The sequence below is a fragment of the Xanthomonas sp. 3075 genome (genome assembly GCF_014197275.1).
GTDB classification, from domain to species: Bacteria; Pseudomonadota; Gammaproteobacteria; order Xanthomonadales; family Xanthomonadaceae; genus Xanthomonas; species Xanthomonas campestris_B.
On sequence record NZ_JACIFI010000010.1, the window covers coordinates 82,091 to 99,152 of the forward strand.

Here is a 17,062-nt window from a genome sequence, read left to right on the forward strand (position 1 = left end):
CGCGATCAGCAGGCTTTAAGCAAAAGTGCGTAGAAGAAACCGTCGCAGTGCTGCTCGCCGGGAAAACGCTGGCGACCCGCACCTGCCGCATGGCCGAACTGCGCACCCAGCGACTGCGCCTGTGCATCGACCGTGCGTTGCAGGAACGCGGCGACCTGCGCCTGGTTCTCGCGCGCAAGCAGGGAGCACGTGGTGTAGAGCAATTGCCCGCCCGGACGCAGCGTGCGCCATGTCGCATCGAGCAGGCGCGCCTGCAGCGCGCACAAGGCGTCGATGTCATCGGCGCGGCGATGCAGCAGCACGTCGGGTTGACGGCGCACCACCCCGGTGGCCGAGCACGGCGCATCCAACAGCACCGCATCGAACGGCTGGCCATCCCACCATGCGGCGGTATCGGCCGCATCGGCGGCATGCAAGGTCACCTGCGCGCCCGGCACGGTGCGCTGCAAGGTCTGCTGCACGCGTTCGAGCCGACGCGCATCCACATCCAGTGCGGTGAGCTGCAGGCCAGGGTGACGCTCCAACAGATGCGCCGCCTTGCCGCCAGGCGCCGCGCAGGCATCGAGCATCCGCGCGGACGGCGCCAGCGTCAGCGCATCGGCCACCTGCTGCGCAGAGCCGTCCTGCACCGAGACATCGCCATCGGCAAAGCCCGGCAACTGACTCACCGGCACCGCGCTGTGCAGACGCACTGCATCCGGCAACACCGCATCGGTTTCCGCAGCGATGCCTTGCTCGGCCAGTCGCGCGACATAGCTGGCCGGATCGAGGCGTGTACGCTGCACCCGCAACCACATCGGCGCCATCAGCGCGCTCGCTTCGAAGATGGTTTCGGCACGTTCGCCCCAGTCGGCACGCAACTGCTTGCGCAACCAGGACGGCCAGCCGGCATCGGCCGACACCGCCGGAAACCCCTCGCGCTGGGCGCGCCGGAGGATCGCGTTGACCATACCGGCCTGACGCGGCCGACCCAGCGCGCGACATGCGTCCACGGTGGCCGACAAGGCCGCATGCGCCGGCAGTTGCAGCACATCGAGCTGGGCGAAGCCGGCCATCAGCAAGGCCTTCAACTCGGCATCGCGCGGCGGCAGCGGGCGCTCCAGCCACTGCCGCAATGCCACGTCGTAGGCGGGGCGGCGGCGCAGCACCGCAAAACAGATCGCCTCGACCAGCGCGCGGTCGCGCGGATCGCCGACCCCGGGCAAGGTCGCGGCTAGCTCCGCCTTGAGCGAGCGGCCCTGGTCGAACACCGCGGTCAGCACCCGCGCCGCCGCCAAGCGCGAGGCAACGCCGGCCGCAGCGGTGTCAGCCGCCATCAGCGCAGCGCCGGCAGATCGCGGCGCGCGTTGAGGTAATCGGCCGCGGTGATCGCCTTGCCTCCCTCACGCTGCAACACGCGTACCCGCAACGCGCCCGCACCGCAGGCGATGTCGATGCCCTGCTTGCTGGCGGTGAGCAAGGTGCCCGGTGGCTGCTGATGGACCAGATCCAACGCGACTGCGCCATGCACACGCACGCGTTCGCCGGCCAGCACCGCCTCGGCCACCGGCCACGGGTTGAACGCGCGCACGCGCCGCGCCAGTTCCTGCGCCGGCTGCGCCCAATCCAGCCGCGCCTGCGCCTTGTCCAGCTTGTGCGCATAGGTCACGCCGTCGGCCGGCTGCGGTTGCGCGACCGGGCGGATCCCGGCGCGCAGCAAACCCAGACCATCGGACAACACCTGCGCCCCCAGGGCGGCCAGACGGTCGTGCAATTGCCCGCCGGTTTCCTGCTCGCCGATGTCCAGGCGCTGCGACAGCAGTACCGGGCCGGTGTCCAACCCGGCTTCCATCTGCATCAGGCACACCCCGGTTTCGGTGTCGCCGGCCTCGATCGCGCGCTGGATCGGCGCGGCGCCCCGCCAGCGCGGCAACAGCGAGGCGTGCACGTTCCAGCAGCCATGGGTCGGCGCGGCCAGGACCGCCTTGGGCAGGATCAGGCCGTAGGCCACCACCACCATCAGATCGGCATCGAGTGCACGCAACGCGGCCAGCGCCTCCGGCGAACGCAGCGTCTGCGGCTGAAACACCGGAATGCCGCGCGCGATCGCTTCGCGCTTGACCGGCGACGGCGTCAACCCGCGACCACGGCCGGCGGGCCGATCCGGCTGGGTATAGACCGCCACCACCTCATTGCGCTGCGCGGCGACGCGCAACGAGGCGACGGCGAAATCCGGCGTACCGGCGAAGACGATTTTCATTGGGCGGGGATTCGGGAGTAGGAAATAGGGACTGGCAACGGCGGATGCGGCAACCGAGGTGCGCACGGCAATGGGGATGGGGCAGTCGCGATTCGCAAGGGCAGCTCCGCGCGATGGACGCCAGAGCCGGCGATTCCAGCATCTGTTTTCAGCGCAATGCGCGGCTGCACTCGCAAGGCCCGGATTCGGTGCAATCCAGGGATGCGGATCGCCGAATGCCGAATCCCGGCTTGCAGGCCCATCCGTGCACGCCGGCCGCGCATCACAGTGGCGGCCTGGGTCATCCGCTCAAGTGCCCGCACGATTGGGTCGGGATTTGCGCACGGGAACTGGCAGCCCGGGAGTCTGGAAGCGGTCAGAAAACCCGCTCCTCCAATCCCACATCCCGACGCCCCGATCCCCGCCGTCAAGCGACGTGCTTACGCTGTTTGGCCAGTTTCTTGCGCACCATTTCGCGCTTGAGCGGCGAGAGATAATCCACGAACAGCTTGCCGTCGAGATGGTCCATTTCGTGCTGGATGCATACCGCCAGCAGACCATCGGCGCTCAGTTCCTGCGCATGCCCTTGACGGTCGAGATAACGCACGGTGATTGCATCGGCACGGGCGACATCGGCATAGATGCCCGGCACCGACAGGCAGCCTTCCTGGCACACCTGTTCGCCCTGCCTGGTCAGGATTTCCGGGTTGATGAACACCTGCGGGACGTTCTTCTCGTCGCTGACGTCGATCACCATGAAACGCTGATGCACGTCCACCTGACTGGCGGCCAGGCCGATGCCGGGCGCCTCGTACATGGTCTGGAACATGTCGTCGAGCAGGGTTTGAAACGCCGGGCTGGTGACCTCGGCAGCATCCACCGGCACGGCCTTGGTGCGCAGCCGCGGATCGGGAAATTCAAGAATAGGGAGCAAAGCCATGGGGTTACCCATCTGGGAACACCGGCGCGGCGCCGGCAAGACGGTGTCATTCTAGCGCAATGCTTGCGTGGCGCCCCGGTTTCTGCACTATAGTGCGCAGACCTGTTGGGGAATCAGGCAAGAAGGCACTCATGTTGATCCGACTTCGTACGGTCGTCGCTGCGGCGATGCTGACCGTCGCGACCTACGCTGCCGCGCAAGCGGTGGGCGAACATCCAGATACGTATGTGGTCCGCAAGGGGGATACCCTTTGGGACATCGCCGGGCGTTTCCTGCAAAAACCCTGGCTGTGGCCGGAAATCTGGCAGGCCAACCCGCAGATCCAGAATCCGCACCTGATCTATCCGGGTGACGTGATCAGCCTGGCCTACCTAGACCGCGTCGCCAAGGGCACCGTCCAGCCCGGCCCGCGCCAGGAAGCACCGATCAACGCGATTCCGTTGTCGGATGTGGAGCCGTTCCTGAAGAACCTGCGCGTGGTCGACGACTTCGACCAGCTGCCCTACGTGGTGGGCCTGGAAGGCGGCCGTTCGCGCGCCACCACCGGCCAGGTCGCCTATGTGGTCGGCCTGGACGATGCACAGCCGGGCCAGCGCTTTGCGGTGGTCCGCCCGACGGTGAAGTTCAGCCTGCCCAAGCCCAACGACGACCTGGATGCGGCCGGCAACATCACCGCCGGTTCCGGCAACATCTGGAAGAACTTCATCGCGCCGAGCACGCGCCGCGAGTTCCTGGGTTACGAACTGGCGCAGGTCAACGTCGGCACCATCACGCGTAGCGCGGCGGGCGGCAACTCCAAGGCCGCCACCTTGCTGCTGCAGGACAGCGGCCGCGAAGTACGTGCCGGCGACCGCATCGTCGCCGTCGAAGCGCAGCCCTACGACCTGCAATTCATCCCGCACCCGCCGTCGCAACAGGCACTGCAGACCGAATTGCGCGTGCTGGCCATTTCCGACGCCTTCATCGTCGGCGGAACCCGCGACGTGATCGCCATCTCCGGCGGCGCACGCGAAGGCATCAACAACGGCACGGTGTTCTCGATCTGGCGCAAGGGCCGCACGGTCAGCGATCGGGTCAAGCATTCGCGCTTTTCGCGCACCGACGACGACTTCAGCGGCCCGGCGGGCTCCACCGTCGGCCTGCCCGACGAATACGCCTCGCACGCGATGGTGTTCCGCACCTTCGACAAGGTCAGCTATGCGCTGGTGATGGAAAGCGTCAAGCCGACCGGCCTGGGCTACTTCGTCAAGCATCCCGACGCGCAATAACCGGGGCAAAACCCGACGATGAAATGCGACGGCGCCCGAGGGCGCCGTCGTTGTCTGCGGCCTAGGCTGGCTCCATGCCCCTGACCGCTCCCGACCTGCGTGCATTGCTGATCTTGCTGCTGGCCGGCGGCCGCAGCCCGCCGCGGCGGGCGCTGCTGACCGCCTTCGCCAGCCCGGCCGAGATGCTGACGGGCGGGCCTGAGGCCTGGCGTGCCGCCGGCTGCGACCAGCAGCAATCGGCGCGCCTGCAGACCCCGGATGCACACCTGCTGGACGCAGCGCTGCGCTGGTGCGAGCAACCCGGACATCATCTGCTCGGTTGGCACGACCCGGACTACCCCGCCCTGCTGCGGCATATCGCCAATCCGCCCCTGGCCCTGTTCGTGGACGGCGACCCGAACGCCTTGTGGCATCCGGCGGTTGCGGTGGTCGGCAGCCGCGCGGCAACTGCGGGGGGCCGCGATCACACCCGCGCCTTCACCTCCGGTCTGGCCGGCGCCGGGTTCAGCATCGTCAGCGGAATGGCCGCTGGCGTGGACGCCATCGCCCACGAGGCAGCGCTGGCCTGCGCTGAAGGCATCACCGTCGCAGTGGTTGGCACCGGCGCCGATGTGGCCTATCCCGCCCATCATCAGGCCTTGCGTAACCGCATCGTCGCGCGCGGGGCGGTGGTCAGCGAGTACCTGCCCGGCACCGGCGCGGTCGCCGCGCATTTCCCGGCACGCAACCGGATCATCGCGGGGCTGGCATTGGGCACCTTGGTGGTGGAAGCGGCGATGCGCTCGGGTGCGCTGATCACCGCGCGCCTGGCAGCCGAGGCCGGTCGCGAGGTGTTCGCCCTGCCCGGCTCGCTGCACAACCCACTCGCCCGCGGCTGCCATCACCTGATCCGGCAAGGCGCCACCCTGGCGCAGGAACCGGCCCAGGTCATCGATGGGCTGCGCCTGCTGTCGGGCGAGCTGGCGGCCGCCTTGCGCGAACGCCTGGCCGCCCCCACTGAAGTGCCCAGGACGCGACCGCACACCGGTCCCGCGCGCCCGGACCCGGACTACCAGCGCTTGTGGCAGGCACTGGGCCACGACCCAACGCCTATGGATTCACTGGTCGAACGCACCGGATTGACGGCCGCCGCGCTGTCCTCCATGCTGCTCATCATGGAACTGGAGGGAAACGTGGTTGCCGAACACGGTCGCTATACCCGCAATCCCTAGTTTCTTCACCTCCACAGCGTCGCGCGACGCAGGCCGAGGGCAATGAAAGAGAGCATTCTCGATGTACTGCTGTACCTGTTCGAACATTACTTCAGCGAAGATGCGGACCTTGTCCGTGACCGTGACTCGCTACAGAATGGCCTGATCCAGGCCGGTTTCAGCCCCGCAGAAATCAGCAAGGCCTTCGACTGGCTGGACGCGCTCTCCGAGCAGCGGCCCAGTGTCGCGCGCCCGCATGTCGATGGACCGGTGCGCATTTACCACGGCCCGGAGCTGGACAAGCTCGATGTCGACTGCCGTGGATTTCTGCTGTTCCTGGAACAACACCGCATCCTCGATGCCGACCAGCGCGAGTTGGTACTGGACCGCGCCATGGCGTTGGACCAGGACGAACTGGATCTGGACGACCTCAAGTGGGTGGTGCTGATGGTGTTGTTCAACCAGCCGGGCGCAGAAGCGGCCTACGCCTGGATGGAAACGCAGATGTTCCTGGACGAGCCTGAACCCGTACACTGAGGCTTGAAGCCGCGCTGGACACGCGTGCGAGGGGAACAGGGATGAGCAGTTGGTATTACGCCGAGGACAACCGTCATCGGCGTGGCCCGGTGAGCGCAGAGATCCTGCGGGGCCTGTATCGCGATCACGCGATCGCACTGGACACGCTGGTCTGGCGCGAAGGATTTGCCCGATGGGTGCCGCTGTCTACCTGCGCCGATGAGCTCGGGCCGCCGATGTCCGACGCCGTGCGCAGCGCAGCGCTACCGCCGCCAATGTCACCGGTTCCGCCTGCAGCTGTTCATACGTCACCCGCCAACTCGCCTTCTTCGTCAGCGCATCGCCCGCTCGGCAACCGCCCGGGATGGCCGCTGGCATTGGTGCTGGGCGCGGTGGTGGGGATGTTCGTCCTGGTGATGGTGATCGGCATTCTGGCCGCGATCGCCCTGCCGGCGTACCAGGACTACAGCGCACGCGCCAAGGTCGCCCAGGCGATCACCGCGCTGGCGCCGTTGAAGCCGCAGATCGCCGAATTCCTCGCCCAGGAAGGCCGTTGCCCAGTCAATGGCGACGCCGGTTTCAGTGCGCCCGAGCAGTATGCGACCGAGGTGCTGACCAGCGTGCGCGTTGGCCGCTTCGACACCAGCGAATGCGGCGTCGAAGCACTGATCCATGCGCCGAAGTCGCCCAGGATCGACGGCAAGGCGCTGTGGCTGGATTTCGACGCAGACGCCGACACGTGGCAATGCAGTTCCGAGATCGACGACACCCAACTTCCACCGGATTGCCGCGGCTGACCGGTCGCTGCACGCTCAATCGCAACACCCAAGGGGACAACATGACGCAGTGGTATTACGCCGACGCACAGCGGCAACGCCAGGGACCGGTGGACACGGACACGCTGCGTGCGCGCCTGTCGCAGGGCATCATCGACCGTTCCAGCCTGGTCTGGCGCGAAGGCCTGAGCCAATGGGTGGCATTGAGCGAGATCGCGGCCGAGCTGGACGTGGACACTCCGGTGCCGGCAACGCCCGAGCCGAGCGGCTATGCGCCGGTGATGGCGCCGACCAGTCATCCGCAGGCGTCGGCGCCGACTGCCGACAGCGAGTCCAACCCCGTGCTCGACCGGTCCGCCGCGACGACCAATCCAAATGCCGATTCCCAACCGGATCGAACCCTGCCACCAGCCACCGGGCACGCGCCTGCGCCTGCCGATCAGGCGCCACTGCCGGGCAGCGTGTCGCAACCTGACCAAGCGGGCCCAGCCGCCACGCCCGCGGCCTTCCAGGCCGCTACGTTGGATGCCACGCCGGCCTCTGCAGACCCGGCACCGGCAGCCATCGCCACTCCCCTGCCCAGTGCCTGGGACACTCCCGCAGCCGCTTCGCCTGCGTCGGCAACCGCCGTGCACGCTGCGCCCGTCGTCTACGCCGGCCTGTGGCGACGCCTGGCCGCCAGCGTGCTGGACAGCCTGATCACCAGCTTCGCGGTCTATCTGATCGTGATCCCGCTGGTGTTCCTGTTGGCCCTGGGCGCCGATATGAGCAATGCCGGCGCAGCGCTGGACGAAGGCGGCGGCGTGACGATCGCCATCATGGTGCTGTCCTACGGCATCGGCCTGGCCATTCCCACGCTGTACTTCGCCTGGATGCAGTCCAGCCGGTATCAGGCCAGCCTGGGCAAGCTCGCCTGCGGCATCAAGCTGGTCCGCGCCGACAGTGACGGCGCCCGGGTCGGGTTCTGGCGCAACCTGTTGCGCTACCTGGCCTACATGCTGATCAGCGTGCTGACGTTGGGCATCGGCATGATCGTGTCGGCATTCATGGCCTGGAGGGGTGAGCGTAGACAGGCCCTGCACGACAAGGTCTGCGACACCCTGGTGGTGGATCGCTGGGCGTTCACCGACCAGCCCGAGCGGCAGACGCAGGGACTGGACACGGTCTCGATCGTGGTCCTGGCCATTTACGGGGTGATGCTGTTGGTGTCGATCGTGGTGCTGGCCTTCGTGCTGGTGGCCATCGGAATGGGCCAGAGTTAGCAATTCGCGGCGTTGCCCGCTTGACACGGCGGCGTCCGCCGTGATCTTTCTAATAAGAGAGAACTGAACGCCCGGGCTACCATCCCGGGCGTTGACGTGTGGGAAACAGTCGATCTGCTTCCCTCCATCGGCCAATTAGGCCACGCTACCCGCCCCCCGGGCCCTGCCCAAAGAATTTGCCACCATGCCCAAGCACCTGCTCATCGTCGAATCGCCCGCCAAGGCCAAGACGATCAATAAATACCTCGGCAAGGACTTCACCGTCCTGGCCTCGTATGGGCACGTGCGCGATCTGGTCCCCAAGGAGGGCGCGGTCGATCCGGACAACGGGTTCGCGATGCGCTACGACCTGATCGAGAAGAACGAGAAGCACGTCGAAGCGATCGCCCGCGCCGCCAAGACCGCCGACGACATCTTTCTGGCGACCGACCCGGACCGCGAGGGCGAGGCGATCAGCTGGCACATCGCCGAGATCCTGAAAGAGCGCGGCCTGCTCAAGGACAAGCCGATGCAGCGGGTGGTGTTCACCGAAATCACCCCGCGCGCGATCAAGGAAGCCATGCTCAAGCCGCGGCCGATCGCCGCCGACCTGGTCGATGCGCAGCAGGCGCGCCGCGCGCTCGACTATCTGGTCGGCTTCAACCTGTCGCCGGTGCTGTGGCGCAAGGTGCAGCGTGGCCTGTCGGCCGGCCGCGTGCAGTCGCCGGCGCTGCGCATGATCGTCGAGCGCGAAGAAGAGATCGAAGCCTTCATCGCGCGCGAGTACTGGTCCATCGATGCGCATTGCCGGCATCCGTCGCAGCCGTTCAACGCACGCCTGATCAAGCTGGACGGGCAGAAGTTCGAGCAATTCACCGTGACCGACGGCGACACCGCCGAGGCGGCGCGCCTGCGCATCCAGCAGGCCGCACAGGGCGTGCTGCACGTCACCGATGTCGCCAGCAAGGAGCGCAAGCGTCGCCCTGCCCCGCCGTTCACTACCTCCACGCTGCAGCAGGAAGCCTCGCGCAAGCTCGGCTTCACCACCCGCAAGACCATGCAGGTGGCGCAGAAGTTGTACGAAGGCGTGGCGCTTGGCGACGAGGGCTCGGTCGGTCTGATCAGCTATATGCGTACCGACTCGGTGAACCTGTCGCAGGACGCGTTGTCGGAAATCCGCGATGTGATCGCGCGCGATTTCGGCACCGCCTCGTTGCCGGATCAACCCAACGCCTACACCACCAAATCCAAGAACGCGCAGGAAGCGCATGAGGCGGTCCGTCCGACCTCGGCGCTGCGCACGCCGGCGCAGGTGGCGCGCTTCCTGTCCGAGGACGAGCGTCGCCTGTACGAGTTGATCTGGCGCCGCGCGGTGGCTTGCCAGATGATCCCGGCCACGCTCAACACCGTCAGCGTCGATCTGTCGGCCGGCAGCGAGCACGTGTTCCGCGCCAGCGGCACCACCGTGGTGGTCTCGGGCTTTCTGGCGGTCTACGAAGAAGGCAAGGACACCAAGAGCAGCGAAGACGAGGACGAAGGCCGCAAGCTGCCGCTGATGAAGGCCGGCGACAACATCCCGCTGGACCGCATCGTCACCGATCAGCATTTCACCCAGCCGCCGCCGCGCTTCACCGAAGCGGCGCTGGTCAAGACGCTGGAGGAATACGGCATCGGCCGGCCGTCCACTTACGCCTCGATCATCCAGACCCTGCAGTTCCGCAAGTACGTGGAGATGGAAGGCCGCAGCTTCCGTCCCACCGACGTGGGCCGCGCGGTGTCCAAGTTCCTGTCCGGGCATTTCGCCCGCTACGTGGACTACGACTTCACCGCCAAGCTCGAAGACGACCTGGATGCAGTCTCGCGTGGCGAGGCGGAATGGATCCCGTTGATGGAGAAGTTCTGGGGCCCGTTCAAGGAACTGGTCGAGGACAAGAAGGATTCGCTGGACAAGACCGACGCCGGCAGCGTGCGCGTGCTCGGCGCCGACCCGGTCAGCGGCAAGGAAGTCAGCGCGCGCATCGGCCGGTTCGGCCCGATGGTGCAGATCGGCACCGTGGAAGACGAGGAAAAGCCCACCTTCGCTTCGCTGCGTCCCGGCCAGAGCATCTATTCGATCTCGATCGAGGACGCGCTGGAACTGTTCAAGATGCCGCGCGCGCTGGGCCAGGACAAGGACCAGGACGTCAGCGTCGGCATCGGCCGCTTCGGCCCGTTTGCACGACGTGGCAGCGTGTACGCCTCGCTGAAGAAGGAAGACGACCCGTACACCATCGATCTGGAACGCGCGGTGTTCCTGATCGAAGAGAAGGAAGAGATCGCGCGCAACCGCGTGATCAAGGGCTTCGAAGGCAGCGACATCCAGGTCCTCAACGGCCGCTTCGGCCCGTACATCAGCGACGGCAAGCTCAACGGCAAGATCCCCAAGGACCGTGAGCCGGCATCGCTGACGCTGGAGGAAGTGCAGCAATTGCTGGCCGATACCGGCAAACCGGTGCGCAAGGGCTTCGGCGCCAAGAAGGCCACGCTCAAGAAGAACACGGTCAAGGATTCGTCGCCGAAGAAAACTGCGGCCAAGAAGACCGCGACCACCAAGACCGCTGCGAAGAAGGCCCCGGCCAAGAAGGCCACTGCCAAGAAGGCCGCCAAGCGCGTGGTCAAGAAGGCCGTCAGCAAGGCGGCAGGCTAAGACCTCATGGACCACACGCTCAGTCTGGACAGTGCTGTCGCCGCCCTGGCCCAGGGTGGCGTGATCGCCTATCCCACCGAAGCGGTGTGGGGACTGGGGTGCGACCCGCGTCAGGAGACGGCCGTGCGACGGCTGCTGGCGATCAAGCGCAGGCCGGTCGCCAAGGGCGTGATCGTGGTGGCTGCCAGCGTGGACGTCTTGCATGACTGGGTGGACTTCGACGCGCTGGAACCGGCACGCAAGCAGGAGGTCTTGGCCAGCTGGCCGGGCCCGCACACCTGGATCCTGCCGGTCAACGCCCAGGCGCCGCGCTGGGTGACCGGCGATCACGATGGACTGGCGGTGCGCATCAGCGCCCATCCGGTGGTCGCCGCGCTCTGCGCGGCCTGGGACGGCCCGTTGGTGTCCACCAGTGCCAACCTGGCAGGCGAGCCACCTGCGCGCAGCCGTCAGGCACTGGACCCGGCCCTGGTGGCCAGCATCGATGGCGTTGTGGAGGGCGAGGTAGGCGCGCTGGCGCAACCGACGCAGATCCGCGATGCACGTAGCGGCCAGATCCTGCGCGAGTGAGTCGTCGGCGCACGCCGCCTGTCGGCCCGCCTGCCTGTCGAACCCGGTTGCCCTTTGCCCATCGCCGGGCAGACGCGCACACTGCGGCCATGCGTACCGTCCTGACTTTTCTGTTACTGGTCGCCGCGCTGCCGGCGTCGGCGGCCAGTGCCGCCAGCAAACCGGATCCGAACGTGCGGATCTATCGCTGCGTGAGCAGCGCCGGCACCGTCGCCCTGCAGGATGCGCCGTGCAGCAGCGGCCGCCAGCAGGTACTGGACCTGCAGCGACCGCAGGATCCGCCGCCGCGACCGGAGCGCGCCAGTTCAGCGCCTGCCGCTGTCGCAGCCCCCCAGCGCGAGGTGCGCATCATCACCGTGCAACCGCCGCAACCGATGTATGAGTGCCTGACTGCCGAAGGCGAGCGCTATACCAGCGACAGTCCCGAGGGCAATCCGCGCTGGGTGCCGACCTGGGGCCCGGCCTATGTGGCTGGCGACCCGTATCGACGGCCCGGACCGCGTCAGCCTGGCATCCGCCCGCCCGGTCCACGCCCTGCCGGCAGCAGCGACTCGCTGCAGGCCGGCGGCGGGGGCGGCGGGTATGGCGGCGGCGGTTACGTCAACGGCGTCGGGCAGACGCTGATCGTGCCCTCCGGCAATGTGCAGATCCGCGACCAGTGCAATGCGCTGCCCGAACAGGAAGTGTGCTCGCGGCTGGCCGATCGTCGCTGGGAGCTGATCCGGCGCTACAACAGTGCCCTGCAGAGCGAGCGCGAAGACCTCAGCCGCGAACAACGCGGCATAGACGCGCGCCTGCAACGCGATTGCGGCGGCGCATGAGGCGCTGGCTGTTGGTGACACTGATGGTGTGCGCCTGCGTCGCCGATGCACAGGAGGTGGCCATTTACCGCTGTACAGATTCCGGCGGCGCGCTCACGGTGCAGAACATGCCGTGCCCAAAAGGCATGCAACAGCAGAAGAAGATGATGACTGCACCGGCGGCGGTGCCGTTTTCGCCAGGCGGGTCCAGTGCGGCATCGCCGCCGCGTGCGGCGCCACGCCCTGCTCCGCAAACCTCCACCCCTGCGGTCGCAGCTTCGACGGCGCCAGCGGCGGCGGCCTCGACGCCGCCGGCCATGACCTCCACGTCCACACTGCCGCCACCGCCGCTGTTCGAGTGCACGGCGCACGACAACGGGCGCTACTTCACCGAAGACCGCGAGCCGGCCACGCGCTGCCTGCCGATGCAGACCACCAATCTGGCTGGTGGTCCGGCGACCGGCGGCGGTAGCGCCTGCGAAGTGGTCACCGACCGCTGTGCGCCGGTGCCGGACCAGAGCCTGTGCGAGGCCTGGCGCAAACGTGCCGAGCAGGCCGAGTCGGCCTGGCGTTTCGCCGACGAGGCGCAATCGACCGAACGCCAACAGCGCTACGCGCAAATGCGGCGGGTGCTGGACGAAAGTCGCTGCGCGAATCCCTCCGCCACGCCTTGAGTGATGCATGCGGGAATGCAGGGGTCGGCGGCAGGGATGAGATCGACGGCGGGGCATCGCCGCTGCGCGTCGACGATGCCCCCATCCACCCTTCGGGCACCTTCCCCCGCGATGCGGGGGAAGCGATGCAGCCCACACCGATGAAAAGTTACTTCCTTCCTGTACCCGACAACCGCCGAGTAACGTCTGCCATCCACATTGCGCGCATGGCGAGCACGACGCAGACGAGCGTCGCGCAAGCACGTCCATGCAACGAGTGCATGGGCATCGTTCGTCCCGCTTGAGCGCGGCCTATACCCCGTCACATGATTCGCGTGGACATGCAGCGGAACATCCGTGCCTGCATGCCGATCGCGGCCACTGAGCGCACCCGCCTGACGGCGCGCGCAGTCGTCTGCTGGCTAAAACCCGTAACGCAAAAAGCCGCCATCTACCGCAATGCATTCGCCGGTGATGTAACTGGCGGCCGGAAGACACAGAAAACCGACGGCGGCAGCGACTTCTTCGGGCTCGCCGATACGGCGCATCGGGGTGCGTTCGATCACCTGCTCGTAGTAATCCGAATCCGATAACGGACCGGAGGTGCGCCGCGTGCGGATGTACCACGGCGCCACCGCGTTGACGCGGATGCCGTCCTCGGCCCACTCCACCGCCAGATTGCGCGTCATTTGCTGCAATGCCGCCTTGGTCATCCCGTAAGGCGCACCGCTGCGCACGTGCGTGATGCCCGAGACACTACCGACATTGACGATCGCCGAGGCGGCGTGTTGCGCCAGCAACGGGTGCGCATAACGCGCCAGTTCGAAAGCGGAAAACACATTGGTTTCGAAGATGCCGCGCCATTCGTCTTCGGTGTAATCGATCGCTGCGCGGGTGATGTTGCCGCCGGCGTTGTTGATCAGCAGATGCAGCCCATCGGCATGGTCTTCCACCCAATCCAGAATCGCGCGACGTTCTTCGTCGTCGGACACATCGGCGGCCAGGCCATGCAGTTCGCGCTCGGGAAATTCCTCGGCCAACTCGTCGCGTGCCTGTGCCAACGCATCGGCATCGCGCGCGACCATCAGCAGATCCGCGCCGAAGCCGAGCAGTTCGCGTGCGATGGCAAAACCAATGCCGGCACTGGCGCCGGTGATGAGCGCGGTCTGTCCATCCAGCCGCCAGCGATGGGTTGTCACGTGGGTGATCCTTTTCAAGACGCAGGAAACGGCCGCTGCAGCGCAGTTGACGCGTGCATGCGGCGCGGGGGTTAGGATACCGCCACCCCGAGCGAGGTCACGACCATGAAACTGCATTGGACTCTAACGGCCAGCCTTGTGCTGCTGCTTGGCGCCTGTCAGCGGCCGCAACCTGCGCCCACCGAGCAAAAGCCCGAACCGCAGGCCACCGCCCTGCGCGACCATATCAACAAGCCGTTGGACCAGGCCCACGCCGTGCAGGCAGCGACCGCTCAGGCGGCTGACGATCAGCGCAAGGCGATCGATGCGGCCACGCAGTAAATCCAGCACCTCACAGGTTGCGCCAGGACAACATGGCAGTAGTCGAAGAACGCGGCAGACGCGTGAGATGGTGCGCGCACTGCTGCGCTACCGCGCTACCGCAGGAGGCAATCGCTACACAGCGTCGGCGTCACGGCGAGCGGCTGTCAGATGCGCGAGCGCAGCGCGCGTAACCGCCGTATTGACGTGGCATAGGCCACGCGAGCAGCGGCCACGCACACCAGCCCGTGAGCGTAGTGATTTAGAGCAGCTAACAACACCTGGCGAGCGAGCACCTGTCAGTGAGTGCAGTGGTTTTGTCGGTCGTATCTTGGTGGATGCCGTCAGAAATCCAGGTCAAACACTGAGTGGGTCGAATGCGCGGTGCCCTCACCAGAGACTCCGCTGGTTGCTTTGTTTAAACCCATGCATGGCGACCATCTCGACTGGTCCTTGCCCGTCCAGCGTCGCGGGACCTTACGCGGCATGGATGCCGCGTAAGCGCTTACAAGGACGTCCTTGCAGCGTGTCCCGCGACGCTGGGCGGGCGGCCCTGCAGCCAGGCCGCAGATCAGCCGGCCTGCCGTAGGCTGACGCGAAGTCGTTTTGTTAGCCGCTCTTAATCGGTCGCTGCATGCACCATCGGAACATCCACCGGATGCAGCCAACACGTGCAACGCCGCTCGGGCTGCACCACGCGATGCACGACGATTACAGAAACAACAACGCCGGCACATGGCCGGCGTTGTCGATGCATCAAGTGCAAACCGTGCTGCGTCAGAAGCCGCAGAAGCAGTACGCCAGCGACTTGACCGGCGTACCGCCGGCCTTGCTGTCGTGCACGGCATCTTCGACGAAGCGTAGCTGGGTATCGACTTCCGGCAGCGAACGCGCCAGCAGCGCACGCGCCATGCCCGAATCGCCCAGCATCCAGGCGCCCATGCGGCTACCGGCAAAGCCGCTCATGAATTGCGAGAACGGTGTGGCCGGCTTTTCCACATAGTGCACGCGGAATTTGCCCTTGCTCAGCTTGGCGCGATTGGCCGCATCGGCCACCGCTTCGGACATGCCGCCGAATGCATCCACCAGCCCATGTTCCTTGGCCTGCGCGCCGCTCCACACACGGCCGCGCGCGACCTTGTCGATGGCATCCACCGACTGGTGACGCGCCTGCGCCACCTTGCCGGTGAAGTCGGCGTAGCCCTTGTTGATCACCGCCTGGATCACCTGGCCGGCGGCCGGGTCCAGCGGCCGGGTGATGTCGAAGGCGCCTGCGAACCGCGTGGTGCCCACGCCATCGGTATGCACGCCGATCTTGTCCAGCGCGCGGGTCAGATTCGGCACCATGCCGAAGATGCCGATCGAGCCGCTGATGGTCGACGGGTCGGCATAGATGCGGTCGGCATTCATGCTGATCCAGTAACCGCCCGAGGCGGCCAGATCGCCCATCGACACCACCACCGGCTTGCCGGCCTGCTTGAGCGCGACCACTTCGCGACGGATCTGCTCGGAGGCGAACACTTCGCCGCCGGGCGAATCCACGCGAAGCACTACCGCCTTGACCTCTTCATCGTTGCGCGCCTGACGCAACAACGCGGCGGTGGACTCGCCACCGATGCGGCCGGCCGGCTGCTCGCCACCGCTGATCTCGCCAGCGGCCACCACCACGGCCACCTGCGGACGGCTGTCCATCGGCGAGCCCTGTTCCTGCAACTGGGCCAGGTAGCCGGCGAAATCGATATTGCGGAAACCGGCATCGGCATCGCTGTCGGCGACGCCGCGCTTGGTCAGCAGCGCATCGACTTCGTTGCGGGTCTTGAGCCCGTCGACCAGCTTCTGCTGCAGCGCGAACTTGGCCAGGTCGCCACCGGCGGCGGTCACGCCTTCGGGCAGCGTGTCGATGCCGGCGGTCAGCTGCGCAGGGCTGAGCTTGCGCGCGGTGCCCACATCGCCCAGGTAGCGCTGCCACACATCGTTCATCCAGAACAGATCCGCTTCCTTGGCATCGGCCGAGGCTGCGTCGAGGATGTACGGCTCGGCGGCGGACTTGTACTCGCCCACGCGGAACAGATGCACGTCCACGCCGAGCTTGTCCTGCAGACCTTCGCGGAAGTACTGCCGGTACCGGCCAAGGCCTTCCAGCAACACGCTGCCCATCGGGTCGAGATAGACCTCGTTGGCCTGCGCGGCGAGCAGGTACTGGCCCTGGCTCATGCTCTCGCTGAAGGCCACGATCTGCTTGCCGGAAGCGCGCAGCTTCTGCAAGGCCGCAGCCACTTCGCGCTGCGAGGCGAAACCGGAGGGCTGAAACTTGTCCAGGTTCAACAGCACCCGCTCGATCTTGCGATCCTTGCCGGCCGCCTCGATCACCCGTACCAGGTCACGCAGCTGCACTTCTTGGGCGCTCTTGTCACCCACTGCCTTGGCCAGCGAACGGCTCACCGGATCGGCGCTGAACTGCTCCACCAGCTTGCCTTCCGGATTAATCACCAGCGTGGTGCGGTCGGCCAGCGGCTTGGAGCCATCGCCGCGCGCGAGCGCCACCACGAACAGCAGCAGAAGCAGGAACAAAAAGCCGAAGAACGCCAGGTTGAAGATCAGGCGCCGGGTGAAATTCATCACATCCCACAGACCGACGAAAAAAGTGGCGATGGGACTGCGATGCACGGGGTGGTTCATGGAAAACTCCGTCGAAAAGGCGCTGC

At 66.6% G+C, this 17,062-nt stretch carries 15 protein-coding genes; 10 read left to right on the forward strand and 5 right to left on the reverse strand.

Going from position 1 to position 17,062, the window contains the following annotated elements; all coding sequences use genetic code 11:
* Positions 1–5: 5 nt before the first annotated feature.
* The 3 genes from rsmB to def form a co-directional block, all read right to left on the reverse strand.
* On the reverse strand, positions 6–1,316 hold the full coding sequence (gene rsmB / locus GGR62_RS11255) for a 16S rRNA (cytosine(967)-C(5))-methyltransferase RsmB (RefSeq protein ID WP_184407985.1): 1,311 nt from the start codon (positions 1,314–1,316) through the stop codon (positions 6–8).
* The gene (gene fmt / locus GGR62_RS11260) at positions 1,316–2,239 is read right to left on the reverse strand and encodes a methionyl-tRNA formyltransferase (protein WP_184407986.1); all 924 of its coding nucleotides are present in this window, start codon (positions 2,237–2,239) and stop codon (positions 1,316–1,318) included. The genes rsmB and fmt overlap by 1 nt, the downstream gene beginning before the upstream one ends.
* A 406-nt stretch (positions 2,240–2,645) precedes the next feature.
* The gene (def, locus tag GGR62_RS11265; protein ID WP_184407987.1) at positions 2,646–3,158 is read right to left on the reverse strand and encodes a peptide deformylase; all 513 of its coding nucleotides are present in this window, start codon (positions 3,156–3,158) and stop codon (positions 2,646–2,648) included.
* Between the two features lie 131 nt (positions 3,159–3,289).
* On the opposite strand from def, the gene GGR62_RS11270 reads away from it, so the two are divergent.
* The 9 genes from GGR62_RS11270 to GGR62_RS11310 all read left to right on the forward strand — a co-directional run bounded on the left by GGR62_RS11270 (position 3,290) and on the right by GGR62_RS11310 (position 12,879).
* Complete coding sequence (locus GGR62_RS11270) at positions 3,290–4,426, forward strand: LysM peptidoglycan-binding domain-containing protein (RefSeq protein ID WP_184407988.1); 1,137 nt, start codon at positions 3,290–3,292, stop codon at positions 4,424–4,426.
* A 74-nt stretch (positions 4,427–4,500) separates the two neighbouring features.
* Entirely contained in the window at positions 4,501–5,637 is a 1,137-nt protein-coding gene (dprA, locus tag GGR62_RS11275; RefSeq protein WP_184407989.1) for a DNA-processing protein DprA, read from the forward strand.
* Positions 5,638–5,679: 42 nt separating this feature from the next.
* Positions 5,680–6,153, forward strand: coding sequence for a DUF494 family protein (locus tag GGR62_RS11280; protein ID WP_003484452.1), 474 nt, complete (start codon positions 5,680–5,682; stop codon positions 6,151–6,153).
* 41 nt (positions 6,154–6,194) lie between these two features.
* Entirely contained in the window at positions 6,195–6,929 is a 735-nt protein-coding gene (locus GGR62_RS11285) for a pilin (protein WP_184407990.1), read from the forward strand.
* A 41-nt stretch (positions 6,930–6,970) separates the two neighbouring features.
* Positions 6,971–8,170 (forward strand): RDD family protein, encoded by a 1,200-nt coding sequence (locus tag GGR62_RS11290; RefSeq protein WP_184407991.1) that lies wholly within the window; start codon positions 6,971–6,973, stop codon positions 8,168–8,170.
* A gap of 184 nt (positions 8,171–8,354) precedes the next feature.
* Positions 8,355–10,835, forward strand: a complete 2,481-nt coding sequence (locus tag GGR62_RS11295; RefSeq protein ID WP_184407992.1) for a DNA topoisomerase I — start codon at positions 8,355–8,357, stop codon at positions 10,833–10,835.
* Positions 10,836–10,841: 6 nt separating this feature from the next.
* Positions 10,842–11,405 (forward strand): Sua5/YciO/YrdC/YwlC family protein, encoded by a 564-nt coding sequence (locus GGR62_RS11300; RefSeq protein ID WP_184407993.1) that lies wholly within the window; start codon positions 10,842–10,844, stop codon positions 11,403–11,405.
* Positions 11,406–11,494: 89 nt separating this feature from the next.
* Positions 11,495–12,226: a DUF4124 domain-containing protein gene (locus GGR62_RS11305; protein ID WP_184407994.1), complete on the forward strand. Its 732-nt coding sequence runs from the start codon at positions 11,495–11,497 to the stop codon at positions 12,224–12,226.
* Positions 12,223–12,879, forward strand: a complete 657-nt coding sequence (locus GGR62_RS11310) for a DUF4124 domain-containing protein (protein ID WP_184407995.1) — start codon at positions 12,223–12,225, stop codon at positions 12,877–12,879. The genes GGR62_RS11305 and GGR62_RS11310 overlap by 4 nt, the downstream gene beginning before the upstream one ends.
* 401 nt (positions 12,880–13,280) lie before the next feature.
* Here the strand turns inward: GGR62_RS11310 and GGR62_RS11315 are convergent, their stop codons facing one another.
* On the reverse strand, positions 13,281–14,057 hold the full coding sequence (locus GGR62_RS11315) for an SDR family oxidoreductase (RefSeq protein ID WP_184407996.1): 777 nt from the start codon (positions 14,055–14,057) through the stop codon (positions 13,281–13,283).
* A gap of 105 nt (positions 14,058–14,162) precedes the next feature.
* Between GGR62_RS11315 and GGR62_RS11320 the strand changes: the two genes are divergently transcribed.
* Entirely contained in the window at positions 14,163–14,378 is a 216-nt protein-coding gene (locus GGR62_RS11320; RefSeq protein WP_184407997.1) for a hypothetical protein, read from the forward strand.
* Between the two features lie 756 nt (positions 14,379–15,134).
* Here GGR62_RS11320 and sppA read toward each other — a convergent pair.
* The gene (gene sppA / locus GGR62_RS11325; RefSeq protein ID WP_184407998.1) at positions 15,135–17,036 is read right to left on the reverse strand and encodes a signal peptide peptidase SppA; all 1,902 of its coding nucleotides are present in this window, start codon (positions 17,034–17,036) and stop codon (positions 15,135–15,137) included.
* Between the last annotated feature and the right edge of the window lie 26 nt (positions 17,037–17,062).